General features: G+C 36.3%; 11 protein-coding genes. 6 read left to right on the forward strand and 5 right to left on the reverse strand.

Features of this window, described 5'->3' with window-relative positions:
• Positions 1-112 precede the first annotated feature (112 nt).
• Positions 113-1345: an MFS transporter gene (locus ELD05_RS12030; protein ID WP_127352613.1), complete on the forward strand. Its 1233-nt coding sequence runs from the start codon at positions 113-115 to the stop codon at positions 1343-1345.
• Here the strand turns inward: ELD05_RS12030 and ELD05_RS12035 are convergent.
• On the reverse strand, positions 1338-2288 hold the full coding sequence (locus ELD05_RS12035; RefSeq protein WP_127352614.1) for an AEC family transporter: 951 nt from the start codon (positions 2286-2288) through the stop codon (positions 1338-1340). The genes ELD05_RS12030 and ELD05_RS12035 overlap by 8 nt on opposite strands.
• 337 nt (positions 2289-2625) lie before the next feature.
• On the opposite strand from ELD05_RS12035, the gene ELD05_RS12040 reads away from it, so the two are divergent.
• A complete protein-coding gene (locus ELD05_RS12040; protein WP_127352615.1) occupies positions 2626-4914 on the forward strand; it encodes a transketolase family protein in 2289 nt (762 codons plus the stop codon).
• Positions 4915-4961: 47 nt separating this feature from the next.
• On the opposite strand, the gene ELD05_RS12045 is transcribed toward ELD05_RS12040, so the two are convergent.
• Positions 4962-7280 (reverse strand): helix-turn-helix domain-containing protein, encoded by a 2319-nt coding sequence (locus ELD05_RS12045; RefSeq protein ID WP_127352616.1) that lies wholly within the window; start codon positions 7278-7280, stop codon positions 4962-4964.
• A gap of 267 nt (positions 7281-7547) precedes the next feature.
• On the opposite strand from ELD05_RS12045, the gene ELD05_RS12050 reads away from it, so the two are divergent.
• The 4 genes from ELD05_RS12050 (at position 7548) to ELD05_RS12065 (ending at position 11973) form a co-directional block, all read left to right on the forward strand.
• Positions 7548-9146, forward strand: coding sequence for a type 2 periplasmic-binding domain-containing protein (locus ELD05_RS12050; protein WP_127352617.1), 1599 nt, complete (start codon positions 7548-7550; stop codon positions 9144-9146).
• Between the two features lie 134 nt (positions 9147-9280).
• Positions 9281-10234, forward strand: a complete 954-nt coding sequence (locus ELD05_RS12055) for an ABC transporter permease (protein ID WP_127352618.1) — start codon at positions 9281-9283, stop codon at positions 10232-10234.
• A 24-nt stretch (positions 10235-10258) separates the two neighbouring features.
• Positions 10259-11143, forward strand: coding sequence for a carbohydrate ABC transporter permease (locus ELD05_RS12060; protein WP_127352619.1), 885 nt, complete (start codon positions 10259-10261; stop codon positions 11141-11143).
• 62 nt (positions 11144-11205) lie between these two features.
• The gene (locus tag ELD05_RS12065; RefSeq protein ID WP_127352620.1) at positions 11206-11973 is read left to right on the forward strand and encodes a sugar phosphate isomerase/epimerase family protein; all 768 of its coding nucleotides are present in this window, start codon (positions 11206-11208) and stop codon (positions 11971-11973) included.
• An 83-nt stretch (positions 11974-12056) separates the two neighbouring features.
• On the opposite strand, the gene ELD05_RS12070 is transcribed toward ELD05_RS12065, so the two are convergent.
• The 3 genes from ELD05_RS12070 to ELD05_RS12080 all read right to left on the reverse strand — a co-directional run bounded on the left by ELD05_RS12070 (position 12057) and on the right by ELD05_RS12080 (position 14520).
• Positions 12057-13157, reverse strand: a complete 1101-nt coding sequence (locus ELD05_RS12070) for a Gfo/Idh/MocA family protein (protein ID WP_127352621.1) — start codon at positions 13155-13157, stop codon at positions 12057-12059.
• A gap of 5 nt (positions 13158-13162) precedes the next feature.
• Positions 13163-13978: a sugar phosphate isomerase/epimerase family protein gene (locus ELD05_RS12075; RefSeq protein WP_127352622.1), complete on the reverse strand. Its 816-nt coding sequence runs from the start codon at positions 13976-13978 to the stop codon at positions 13163-13165.
• Between the two features lie 191 nt (positions 13979-14169).
• Complete coding sequence (locus tag ELD05_RS12080) at positions 14170-14520, reverse strand: rod-binding protein (RefSeq protein ID WP_127352623.1); 351 nt, start codon at positions 14518-14520, stop codon at positions 14170-14172.
• Positions 14521-14534: the final 14 nt, after the last annotated feature.

Raw genomic sequence — 14534 nt, forward strand, 5'->3', positions numbered from 1 at the left:
TAATAATTTCAAGAGGTGTTATATTAAAATTTAATATCAAAAGGAGTGTGAGACTTTTTCCCACAAGAATCAAACATATTCCTCATAATATCTACAAGAAGGTGGAAAATGGATGCAACTTGTTTTAACGTCAGGACCTTTCAGAGCCCTCCGGCACAAAAACTATAGGTATTACTGGTTTGGGCAGGCAATATCGGTGATTGGTTCTTGGATGCAGAACATGGCAATGCAGTGGCTGGCCTTAGAGCTTACAAATTCAGCACTGCTTTTAAGTATTGTCACAGCTATAGAGCAGGTCCCTGTTATGATTCTTTCCCTTTTTGCCGGTGCAATCTTGGACAGAAAGCAGAAAAAAAGAGTAATTTTGATCACCCAAAGTCTTCTTTTAATATTTGCCTTCCTTCTGTTTTTGATTACATACACACGTGTTGTTCGGTACTGGCACTTAGTAGTTTTAGCACTGATGAGAGGTCTTGTTACAACATTTGATAATCCCGCCAGGCAGTCCTACATGATAACTCTTGTTGGAAAAGAGGACTTGCCAAACGCAGTTGGTCTTAACTCTATGATTTTCAACCTTGCAAGAATCATAGGCCCTGCTACCGCAAGCTTGGTAATCTCAACAGTTGGAATTGAAATGTGTTTTTTGGCAAACGCTATAAGTTTTGTGCCAGTCATTATAGGCGTATTTATGATTGACGCCAAAGAGCCTCAAAAAGAGGAAAATGGTAAAAGTGTTTTTGCAGAGGTGATAGAAGGGCTCAAGTATGTGTATAAGACCAAAGTACTTCTGAAAACAATATCGCTTGTTTTAATCATGGGCACATTCATACTCAATTTTAACGTTCTTATCCCTGTGTATACAAAACTTGCTCTGGGCAGAAATGAAACAGGTTTTGGACTTTTAATGTCATCGATGGGAATTGGATCACTTATAGGCGCATTTTTGACAGCTACAAGAAGAAAGGAAAAGATTAATCTAAATCTTCTTTTCAAATTCATTCTTTCTGTTTCACTGGTTTACATTCTTTTGGGAATAAACAAAAGCTATAAAGTTGCTTGCGTGCTATTTGTGCTTGTAGGGCTTCTTGCAATAAGCTTTAACACAAGCGCAAACGCTCTTTTGCAGCTTTCATCAAGCGATGACTTCAGAGCAAGGGTACTGAGTATTTACTTTCTTTGCAATGCTGGAACAACACCGATTGGTAATCTATTTACAGGAACAATTTCGCAAAAAATCTCTCCCTGGGCTGGGTTTTATATATCCGGTCTGGTTACTATAGCTTTGGCCACAATCGTATTTATAACTACTTTTAAGAAAAGGAACCTTGAGAAAACTAAATAATCTTAATCAGCACCATCAAAAACGGCATTATTACAACCGAAAACACAGTGGAATATGTAATCATAGCAGTTGCAAATTCGTAGTCGCCATTATATACTCTTGAAATTATAGCTGAATTTACCATCACAGGCATTGCAGACATTATGATAAACACATCTCGCATGAGTTTAGGTACAGGTATAAAATGAGCCAAAAGCCACGTTATAAAAGGTGTAACAATGAATCTACCTAAAAATACTAACATGCTATCTTTGTCAAATCTAAAATTTTTAAATCCCATCTCATACATTGTTATCCCAACACAGAAGATGGAAAGGGGGGTGGTAAGCCCTCCTACCATTTTAAAACTGTCAAATATAAACTTTGGAAGTTTTATCTGCAAAAGTACAAGCACAACTCCTATCAAAAAACCAATCAAAGGTGGGTTAAATATGCGTTTTACAGTATCTATGCTCAAAACCTTCTGGTTTTCTTCTCTGTTGTCCCTGATAATTCCATAAACGCCCAATGTCCACCATATTGTAGTGTTTGCCATGTAATACAGCAGTGTATAAGGTGTTGCGACATCTCCGAAGAGTGCAAGAGACATAGGAAGTCCCACAAAAATTGAATTCGAAAGCGAAAATATAGCTGCAAAAAGGCCCCTCCTGTGAGCCTTTACATTTGCAACCCTTGCAAGCATCACAGCCACACTATAAGAAAGCAGGATTGATAAAAATGGAATCAAAAGCCCTTTTGCTGAATGTTCAAGTTCACTTTTTGTAAAGGTTGAAGTGAGGTTTGCTATCATATAAAGTGGCAGCGACACATTTACAACAACCTTTGCAAAAAGGTCTGATACTTTTGAGTCAAACCACCTGTACTTTGCAAGAAAATATCCAAGCATAAGCACAAATAAAATTACCAGTACTCCCTGAATGGCATTGACAAATGTATGCAGCAACATTTTGACCCCCTTTAAAAGTTTCAGACAAAAAATCAGTACGATTTTCAAAATATTATACCATTAAAAAACCATTAGGTAGACTAAATTTAATTGTAAACGCTCAGTGTTAAAAAGTCAACATAATTAAATAAGATTCCAATATTGCATATTAGGATTTTTAATTATTTTTATGGTTTTAAACTCTAAATTCGTTCAAAATAACAACATATTGTTAAACAATTATCATAAAACTTTCATATCAAATTTAAAATAACCCACTTTATTTTATCATTTTTTGTGGTATAATTAAACTCAAAACCGCAAAAGTGTTGAATAGTTTTGTAGGAGGTTAAAAATGGAGAGAGAATTTCAGCTCTGGGAAAAGATTAAAGACATAACTTATCAGTATCTTGATTTTACCCTGAATTACAGGCAAAGTGGACATCCTGGTGGTTCTCACTCAAAGGCGCATATGTTAATCGCTCTTTTGTTTGGTAAAAAGATGATATATGATATCAGAAAACCAGAACTCAGATTCAACGACAGACTAATTCTTTCTGCTGGGCACACCATACCAATAATCTACTCACTCTTTGCTGTCATTGGGGATGCTTTTGATGAAATGTACAGGCAAACAAAAGATACAAAATATTTAATTGATGAAGACAAACTTGTAAGATATTATGACTTATTAACCTTCAGACACAATAAAGGCTTACCCGGTCATGCCGAGTCAAGCGGAAAGACACTGCTTTTGAAATTCAACACAGGACCTTCTGCTCATGGTCTTCCAGCATCTGTTGGTCAGGCACTCGCTCTCAAAAAAGCTGGGCTTCAAAACGTCAAGGTATTCTTGATTGAAGGCGAAGGAGCGCTGACAGCCGGCGTAACTCATGAGTCTCAAAATGGTGCATGGGCTTACGGGCTTGGAAACCTTTTCTGGCTTTTGGACTGGAACGATTTTGGAATAGATGATAGGCCTTTTTCTTCTGTTGTGTATGGTACACCTGACGACTGGTTTTCTGCCCATGGCTGGAAGGTTTATGGAACAATGAACGGTCATAGCTGGCAGGATGTCTACTCTACAATCAAAAGAGCAGTTGAAGAAGCAAATGAGAATATTCCTAATCTTATGTGGTTTAAGACCAAAAAAGGATATGAGTATGGCGTGTATGACAACAAATCTCACGGTGTGCCACACAAGAAAAACTCAGAGATTTTCTGGGAGACAAGAAAACCTTTCATGGAAAAGTACGGGGTTGAGTTTGTAGGTTTTGGAAAGCCTGCGCCATCTGACCCGGACGAAGAGAGAAAACAATGGGAAGAAAACCTCAAGATTATAAACAGGGTACTTACATCAGATGAAGAGCTTTTAAAGTATATCACAGACACACTTGTTGAAATTGCAGAAGCTCTGCCAAAAGAAGCACCTTCAACATTTGTTCTAAACCAAAATCCATATAAAGACCCAGCCATTTATGATTACAAAAATTATCCTGACTGGCTTTTTGCAAAACCAGGCGAAAATGTTCCAAACAGAGCAGCTTTAGCAAAATGGGGAATGTATATAAACGGTGTGGTCGGCAGAAAATATGGAAGACCTCTTGTGATTGCAACATCTGCTGACCTTACAGAGTCCACAAACCTTCACGGGTTTGGACTTGGAAAAGACGACTTTGGTGGATTTGGAGTGTATGACAGGGAGAAAAATGTAAATGGAGCAATCTTGCCATCTGCAATTACAGAGTTCTTAAATGCCGGTGTGTGTGCAGGTTTGGCAACTGTAAATTTGAGTGAAAATCCATATGAAGATTTTAATGGTTTTTGGGCTATAACATCAACATATGGTTCGTTTATGTATCTCAAATATGGCGCAATAAGGCTTTTTTCACAGATGGCACAGGACTCTCCAATAAAGTTTGGCAAGGTCATCTGCGTTGCCGGCCACTCTGGACCAGAGACTGCTGAAGATTCAAGAACACACTTTGGTATATTTGAGCCAGGAGTTTTACAGCTTTTGCCAAAAGGTAAGATTATAAATCTCTATCCATGGGAACACAATGAAGTGCCGGTCTTGCTTGCAGCTGCACTTGCAACTGACATAAATATTATTGCCCTGCATCTTACAAGACCACCTATCGAAGTCCCAGACAGGCAGGCACTTGGTATTCCATCTCATTTTGAAGCTGCAAAGGGAGCTTATATCATAAATGATTTTGACCCAAATAGGAGAAAGGATGGAACAATAATTGTCAGGGGCACAAGCACAACCTATAATTTAATAAAGCTTTTACCTCAGCTCAGAAAAGATTTTAACCTCAAGATAATTGCCGCACCAAGTTATGAACTTTTTATGATGCAGGAAGATGAATACAGAAACAAAGTGCTGCCACTTGAAGACTGGATGGACTCCATGGTAATCACAAACGAGAGCAAAAAGCTCATGCATGAGTGGATATTTTCAAAAGTGTCCGAAGAGTACTCACTTTCAAGCGACTGGGATGACAGGTGGCGAACAGGTGGAACAGTTGATGAAGTTTTAAAAGAAGCTCATTTAGATGTTGATAACCTCTATGAAGGTATAGTAAGATTTGTGAAAGATAGAGATAAAAGACTTATGAAATTACAGGCAATAATTAAATAATAAAATTGAGCGGTTGGGCTTTCTTTTTCCCTCCCGCTCTTTTTTATTCATGCTTTATTTATTTCTCTGAACTTGTTTGGTGAGACTCCTTCAACCTTCTTAAATGCTTTCGTGAAACCACTTACTTCTGTGTAGCCAATCAACTTTGCAATTTGTGTCACTGAATAGTTTGTCGAAAGCAACAGTTCTTTAGCACGATTCATCCTGAGATTTAATATATAGTCGCTAAGGTTTTGCCCCGTCTTCTCTTTGAAAATTGCAGAAAGATATTGCGGAGTGATGTCAAACTTTTCAGCAATCGCTGATAACGAAATATCAGGGTTTGTAAATTCTTTTTCAATAAATTCCAATATACTGCCAATCAGGTCATTTCCGCCCTTTTGCCTATTTGCTATAACACTTCTTGTAAGATTTAAAAAGTCCTCTTTTATACACGAAAAGATCTTCTTTGGATTTTTTTCTTCAAGAATTAGTTTCATCACTTCTTCTGGCTGAGGTTTTAACTTTTCGTTAAGTTCATTTGGTACACTATTTAGAATTTGATAGTACAGGCCATACAAATACACAAATATCATTTTGCCAAGATGGGGGGATGCCAAGTTAGTAATATATTCTAATACTTCATCTAAAATCTTCTCAACCTTCTCACCTGCTGCATCCTTAATAGAATTTGTAAGTCTATTTTCAATATCCTTTGGTAAAAATTCGCCCTGCTGTATTACATCTTTGTGAAGTTGCATAAAACTGAACACTTTTAAATTTGGTTTTGTAAACTTTAAGTTTAAAACCTTTTCTGCCTGTTCATAAGCAGATTTAATATTTCCTATTCCTTTTTGAATATTACTAATTCCCACAGAAATATATATCGCAAAATTCTTTTCAAGAAAATCTATCATTGTTTCAAATATATGGGATAATTTCAAAATAAATTCTCTTTCGTCTGAACTGGTTTCTATAATCAGACTTATTTTGGTTTTTGACATAAAAATCTCCCAATACCTAATACCATTGTTTACCAGAAGCTCATTGAGGACGTTTGTAATTACAAAAGTAGCCAGGGCATACTCTTGTTCAGTTTCTTCCTTAATAAATCCAGAACAATCATCCACCTCAAGAACAGCCACAATAAAATTGTCATTTGGATTTTCCAAACCCAATGTTCTTAACTCAATTTCGCCAATCTCTTTTTGTGTTAGATTTCCTGTTAATAATTGAAATAAAAGGTTGTTTTTTATAATTGGAGTAAATCGTAAAATCTGATTTTTTAGCTCATCTTCTTTTGTAAGAGCTATCTGGACAAGTTCCCTAATCACTTCGTATTCACTTTTATTTTTTTGAGTTGGCTCTGTATGTCTTGATTGAAGTAAATTCTTTATTTCACTTAGTGGTCTATAATTTTGAAGACTGAAGAAAAAGATCAAAATGCTTCCTGCAATGCTCATAAGACCAAGCAAAAGAAGACTGAAATTTCTGATTCTTCTTATCTCTTCGAAGAAATTGTTGACTGGAACCATAGATATGTATTTCCATCCATAAGTTGGCGAAACTATATAATATACAATCCATTTCTCATTGTTAATTTTCAGTTCTTTTATATTAAAGTCTCTATAAATTGAAAAGTTAAGTCGTGGAAGACTAATATTGTCTTCTTTATTTGAAGCTACCTGCAGAATCTGGTTATTGTCCCTATCTAATATCCATATAATTCCCTTAGGATAACTTATTATTTCTTTCATCAAGCTTATAATCTTTGACTGATCAATTATTACAAACACATTAGCGTTCTTACCATTGATATTCCATCTTGATAGAGTATTGGCAAATAAAATTGTCTGCATTTCCTTGTAATCCGCTTTGACTTTAAAAGAAGGGATATATTTTAGTTGATATTCTCCATTTAAAAGTTCTTTCCACTTATCATAATTGAGATTAAGTGGTCGGTAAACATATGTATAGTAGTTGTAAGGCGTTGTAGTATATGATGGTCCTATTATCAGATTTTGTGAATCTATGTATATAAAGGCGTCTAATATGTAAGAATTTTTATACGTTTGTGAAGAAATCTCTCTGCAAAGGTTCCGAATGTTCAAAAGTCTATCGTTGCTGTCCAAAGCTTCACTTGCTTCAGGTAAAAAAATAAAGTAGTAGGGGTTTAGATTAATCCAATCAGCCAAGGACTCAACAGGTCCCATCACTTCATTTTCCATCTTATCCTTTAGCTGATTTAAGGCAGTTTTGTTGTATCTATATAAACTCAGTAACATAATTTGCTTTACATTAAAGTACGCACCGATTCCTATTAAAAGAGGAACCACAAATATTATAAGGTATGAAAAAACAAATCTCCATAGAGCCTTTTTAAACATTAATCAATCCTCCTCAATTTTATAAGGCTTAAAAAGACTAATTTTGGGCAATTTCAATTATAATATAAGCACTTTTCAAAAGCAATGGAGTTAAGAAGAAAATATAAAGAAACGTGTATTTTTTTAAGAATATTAATATAGTCACTATAACCTTAACATTTTCCTCTTTATACTTTATGCAATGTGCATATATAATTAGAGCTGTAAGTTGGGTGTCATTTTTGATTTGGGCAAAACAAAACTTAATGTTAAAGGAGGTTTTAGTTGATGAGAAGGGTTAAATTAGGTAACCGTATTTCTCTGTTGGCAATCGCAATTGTTTTTGTATTCAGTTCTATATTTCCTTCATTTGTTTCGTCCCCATCGGTTGCATATGCAAAATCAACTACAACACTTACTTACTTTGTAAGACTTGACCCGAAAGTAGCTACATCATACAACAGTTATTCTCAAATTGCAGCTTATCAATTGTTGCAGAAAAAATTAGGAGTAAAACTTGTATTCAAACATCCACCTGTTGGCGGCGAAACAGACCAGTTTAACCTAATGGTTGCATCAAGGCAGCTTACAGATATAATTGAGTGGAACTGGATTGACAACTACCCAGGTGGTCCTGTTAAAGCAATGCTTGACAAAATTATCATTAGACTTAACGACTACATTCCAAAATATGCTCCAAATCTCAACAAGTATCTGCAGCAACATCCAGACATTAAAAAATTAATAGTAACAGATGATGGCGACATTTACGGATTCCCGGCATTAAGAGGTACAAATCCAAAGATTGCATGTGTATACTATGGCCCTCAAATAAGAGCTGACTGGCTTAAAAAATTAGGATTAAAAGAACCAGAAACTGTTGATGATTGGTATAAGGTCCTTAAAGCTTTTGTTACAAAAGACCCTAATGGCAATGGTAAAAAGGATGAAAGAGGCTTTTCAATTTTGAGAAATGCTTCAAATCCAAGATATGCATTTGACTATTCATCATTCTTAGTTGGCGCATGGGGAATTAAAACAGACTTCTTCCAAGTAAATGGCAGGGTCAAATTCGGTCCATTAGAACCCCAGTTTAAAGAATTTGTTGCAACATTGCAAAAGTGGTGGAAAGAAGGTCTCATTGACCCAGATATTCTAACAATGAATCAAAAAGTTATTAAAGCAAATGTTCAAAACGATATAATTGGTTCATGGATAGGATTGCTCAGTGGTGACATGGGGTTCTTCCTAAATCTCAAAAAAGATGTCATTGCTACAAAGTTCCCTGTGCTCAAAAAAGGAGATTATCCATTGCTTGGCCAGGCAGAGTCCTTATTCTCAAGAACAAGTGCTGCAATCACAACAGCTTGTAAAGACATCCCAACTGCTATGAAAGTTCTCGATTGGGGTTACAGCAAAGAAGGATTCGCTGCATTTAACTATGGTGTTGAAGGGAAGTCATATGTTGTAAAAAACGGAAAAGTATATTATACTGATGAAATATTAAAGAATCCCAAAGGCTTGTCTGCAGCTGAAGCTTTAGCAAAATATGCTCGTGCATCTATTAGCGGACCATTTGCTCAGGCTGATGAATATTATTATCAAATTCAAATGATGTATCCTCAACAAAAAGAAGCTGTTGAAAAATGGGGTCAGGTCAAAAATGATAGAGTTTTACCACCACTTTCTTTCACTGATGATGAATCAAAGAGGCTTGCAAACATTATGAACACTGTAAATACCTATTATGACGAAATGTTTTTAAAGCTCATGACAGGAAAATCCACAAATGTTGATGCCTTTGTAAAAACTTTAAAGAGAATGAACATTGATCAAGCAATCAAGATATATCAAGCAGCTTATGAGAGATACAAGAAGAGAAAATAATTTTTCACAAGATAATGAGTAATTTAAAAGAGCCTTGCAATAAGGCTAAATACAAATACGGTCTTTGTTGCAAGGCTCTTTTTCCCATCAAGTCAAAATACAAAATTTCTTCTCAAAAGGAGGATTTCTAAGTTATGGAGAAAAGTCTATCAAAACCTTATACACCAAATAGATGGCAAGAGCTGAAAAAAGACCTGATTAGAAACAAAAATTTGTATTTAATGGTACTTCCTATTGTTGCTTATTATTTTATCTTTCACTACATACCAATGTACGGGCTTCAGATAGCCTTCAAAGACTTTACTCCTGCAAAAGGTATCTGGGGAAGCCAGTGGGTAGGACTTGAGAAGTTCAGAGAATTTTTTGTTTACGATAGCTACTATGTCTGGAGAATCATAAGAAACACAATCTTAATCAACGTATACGACTTGATATTCGGTTTCCCTGCCCCAATAATATTTGCCTTACTACTTAATGAAATCAAAAATAGCATCTACAAAAGGACATTACAAACTGTCAGCTACATGCCTCACTTTATCTCAACTGTTGTTATTGTGGGTATGATCATGGACTTTTTTTCAAGAGACGGTCTTATAAACCAGATTCTAAAATCTATTGGACTTGTTAGCGAGCCAATCTCATTTATGACAGAGCCAGGCTGGTTCAGACCTCTTTATGTTGGTTCAGGGATATGGCAAAACCTTGGCTGGGGGTCAATTGTTTACTTAGCGGCAATCTCTAACATAGATCCACAGCTATACGAAGCAGCTTTGATAGATGGTGCTGGAAGGTTTAAACAGGCTCTTTACGTCACAATACCTGGAATCTTACCCACAATAGTTATTATGTTCCTTCTCAGGGTTGGTCATATGATGAACGTTGGGTTTGAAAAGGTGTACTTGATGTACAACCCACTCACTTATGAAACAGCAGATGTCATTTCAACATATGTTTACAGAAAAGGTCTTTTAGAGATGGACTATAGCTATGGTGCAGCTGTTGGTCTTTTTAACTCTGTTATAAACTTTTTGCTTGTAGTATTTTCGAACAAGATAGCAAAGAAGCTGACAGAAACATCACTGTGGTAGATTGAAAAGAGGTGAGTATGCAAGATGAAGATTAGAAAGAGCGCAGGTGAGATAATATTTGATGTATTTAACTATATATTCTTAGGGCTTTTGTGTTTTACAATGCTATATCCCATGCTGTATGTTGTATTTGCTTCGTTTAGCAATCCTATCAAGCTTATGGCGTACAGAGGTCCACTTTTAAGACCTTTAGATTTTTCAACAGAAGCATATAAGCTGCTTTTAAGCTACCCAATGATTTGGATAGGGTATAGAAACACACTTATATACGTTGTGCTTGGAACAGCGATAAATATCTTGCTTACAACAATGGGCGGGTATGTGCTTTCAAGGAAGAATTTGAAACTCAAAAACCCAATAATGTTTTTCATAGCATTCACAATGTATTTTAGCGGTGGAATGATACCCACATATTTGCTTGTGCAATCCCTTGGTATGATAGATACAATGTGGGCGATGATAATACCTGGCGCAATTTCGACAACAAACCTTATCATAATGAGGACGGGTTTTCATGCTGTGCCAGACAGTTTAGAGGAGTCAGCGAGAATAGACGGAGCGGGGGACTGGACAATACTGTTCAGGATAATGATACCTTTGGCGATGCCGATGATAGCGGTAATGATTTTGTTTTATGCTGTTGGACACTGGAATGCATTTTTCAATGCGATAATTTATCTTCGAAGTAGGGAACTGTATCCACTTCAGCTTGTTTTAAGGGAGATACTGATTATGAACAGCACAGAAAACATGACAACAGGGATATCGGATGCGTCGGATAGGTTTGCGATAACAGAGCTTATAAAGTATGCGGCGATAGTTGTTGCCACAGTGCCGATACTTTGTATATATCCATTTTTGCAAAAGTATTTCGTCAAAGGTGTTATGATTGGGGCTATTAAAGAGTAAAGTTTTGTGATATAATTAGGTAAATTTTATTACAAACAAAAGAAAAGTGGTGTTAAATTCAAATGAAGCAAGAACAAATAGCAGCTCAGCTTTTCACGCTGCGCGAGTTTTTAAAAACTGAAGAAGATATATACAATACTTTAAAAAAGGTTAGCGAAATTGGTTTTAGAGCTGTACAAATCTCAGGTATGGCTAAGATTGACACCTATAAGCTAAAAAACATGTTAAATGAATTTTCCTTAACAGTTTGTGCAACACATACCCCTTTTGAAAGGCTGAAAAACGAAATTGAATCTGTAATCGAAGAGCATAAGATATTAGGCTGCTATCATATTGCAATCCCATCTGCTCCAAACGAATTTAGAAGTTTTGAAGGAGCACTTGAATTTGCAAAAGAGTGCAATGAAATTGGAAAAAAGTTAAAAGAAGAAAATATATCGCTTTCTTATCACAACCATAGTTTTGAGTTTAAAAGATATAATAGTAAAACATGGCTTGAGATTTTGATTGAAAATTCAGACCCACAGCTTTTAATGTTTGAAATTGACACTTACTGGGTTCAATTTGCTGGAGCAAGTCCTGAAAAGTGGATACGAAAACTAAAAGGTCGAATTCCACTTGTTCATTTAAAAGACATGGGAATGCTTGAAGATTTTAAGCAAGGCATGTTTGAGGTGGGTTTTGGAAATTTAGACTGGGATGGAATAATAGAAGCCTGTATTGATGCAGGTGTTCAGTGGTATATAATTGAGCAGGATATCTGTCAAAGAAGTCCTTTTGAAAGTTTGAGACTCAGCTTAGACTTTTTAACGAAAAATTATGTAAAGTAAAAAAGCCTTTCAAACATAGATAAGATAAGAACAATCAAGGGGCTTTTAGCACAAATTCTGTGCAAGCCCCCTATTTTCCCTATTTAGAATCCTTTACCTTTTATCTTTTCAATCTCCTTTAAGACCTCATCGTCACTTTCAAGAGGGAGCTTTACAGGTTTCCCTGTCAGGCTTGAGAGGTAAATGGCAAGTATTATTTCAACAGGATGTCTTCCTTCCTCAGCAGGGATAAGTGGTTTTGTCCCGGTTTTTATAGCATTTATTACATCTCTGTACTGTCTTACATGTCCTTCTTCTTTGATGGCAGCAGAAGATGCACCAACAGGACCTCTGTCCTCTTTTTTGTAACTCTCCAAATACTCCTTCTCAGACCCATCTTTGAAGTAAAGACTTTCAAGCTGGGTGTTAATAGCAATTGCAGAACCATGTTCACCAAAAATCTCAAGCCTTGTTTCAAAACCTGGATATGCACTTGTTGTTCCAACTATTTCGCCAATTGCACCATTTTCAAACTTGACCACTGCAACAGCTCCATCTTCAACCTCTATTCGCCTATGTGCCCTTGTTGTGCAGTATGCAAAAACCTCCACAACCTTTCCAACAATCCACTGAATCATATCTATGTAGTGTATAGACTGGTTCATGAGCGCACCGCCACCATCCAAGTTCCATGTCCCTCGCCAGCTACCGCTGTCATAATATTCCTGAGACCTGTACCATTTAGTATAGCTTGTTGCTAAAACAATGTTTCCAAACTTTCCTTCGTTCATTAGCCTTTTTAAAAGTTGCATACAATCACTGTATCTGTGCTGTGAAATTATAGAAATCACCACATTGTTCCTGTTTTGAGCTTCTATTATTCTGTCAGCTTTAGACAATGTTATATCCATTGGCTTTTCAATAATCACATGTTTTTTTGCGTCTGCTGCCAAGACTGCCATGTCAGCATGCATACCAGAGGGTGTGCAGACAGAGATAACATCAATCTCAGGATCAAGAAGCATCTTTTCATAGTCAGTATATATCTTTTTTACACCAAAATCTTGAGCAAGTTTTCTGGCTCTGTCTTCTATGACGTCGCACACAGCAACAAGCTCTGCATCGCTTGAAAGAGCTGAGATAGCAGTCGCATGCGTCTTTGATATAACCCCACAACCAACAATGCCAAACTTAAGCTTTGACATTTTTTTTAAATCTCTCCTTCCTCATCTATAATCTTTTTAATTGCTCTATAAGCCCTTGCAAAGTTTTCAGGTCCACCACCAGGAAGGTTATTGTTAAGATGAGGCTCTATCGACAAAAAGCCGCAAAAACCTCTCCTCTTTAGTGCTGCTATCACATCTTTTACCCTTCCATCACCCTCACCTGCAACGGTGACGCTCCCGTCTGAAAATTTTGCATCTTTTATGTGCACGTACTCAATATAATCTTTTAAAAGCTCAAATGCGTGTGGATAGACCTCTACTTTGCACTGGACAAAATTTGCCGGGTCAAATGTTGCTCTCAAATTGGGTGAGTTGATTGTGGAGAGGATTTTAAAACACCTTTCGGCATTGCTTCCATATATCTCCTTTTCGTTCTCGTGAAGAAGAACAAGATTTTCTCTCTTAGCAATCTCAGTAAACTTTGAAATCCTCTCTATGACGACATCTGTGTACTTTTCTTCTTCACCCTCTGGAACATAAAACGAAAAGATGCGTATGTACCTTGTCTCAAGGATGTGAGCAAGCTCAACGATGTGCTTGAAAAGCTCAAGATACTTTTCGAAGTCGCAGTTTACGTCAACCTTGCCGATTGGAGACCCTATTGCTGAAACCTTTATACCACTGTTTTTTAACTTTTTTAAAACCTCCTTTGCTTCATTTTCAGTATAGTCAGCAACGCTTTTACCATTTGCAGACCGAAACTCTAAGTATTCAATACCATGCTTTTTCAAAACCTCTATTTGCTCATCCAGATTGCTTGCTATCTCATCTCCAAATGCTGAGAATATAAATTTATACATCTTCTACTGCGCCCCCTTGTTTAAATTCCATTTTGCACAAATCCCAACTAAAATGCCAAGATGAAAACGGTTAAAAAATTGGGATTAAGAAAAATTTTTTGCTTTTGTGTGTTTTTAAATATATTTTACACCTATTAGTTTCAATTTTCAACAAAGCAAAAAAATAAGCCAGCAAAATTTGCCGGCTGTTTTTATTCTCCTTTGAATTTATATTCATTTTCAATCTTTTTTATCATCGAATCATACAAAAGCTTGGAAAGACCTATTCCACCTTGTTTTGAAGCCTTTTTTGAAACCTCGTCAACAAACATGTCGTTAAAAATATCATCTGCAATACTTTCTTGAAAAAGACCACCTTTGGGAATTGACTTTTGCATCTGCTTAAAAATGGCCGACAGCATGACAGCTTCAAATTCCTCACAAGCCTCTTTTAGCTTTTGTTTGTCTTTCTCAGAATACGCTTTTTCAAGCTTGTCTATTACAGAATTATCTATCCCCTCCTGATAACCTGCCTGAATCTTAATGCCCGGTATCTCGCTCATCGGAAATTACCTGC

This window comes from Caldicellulosiruptor changbaiensis, from assembly GCF_003999255.1.
Classification (GTDB): Bacteria; Bacillota; Thermoanaerobacteria; order Caldicellulosiruptorales; family Caldicellulosiruptoraceae; genus Caldicellulosiruptor; species Caldicellulosiruptor changbaiensis.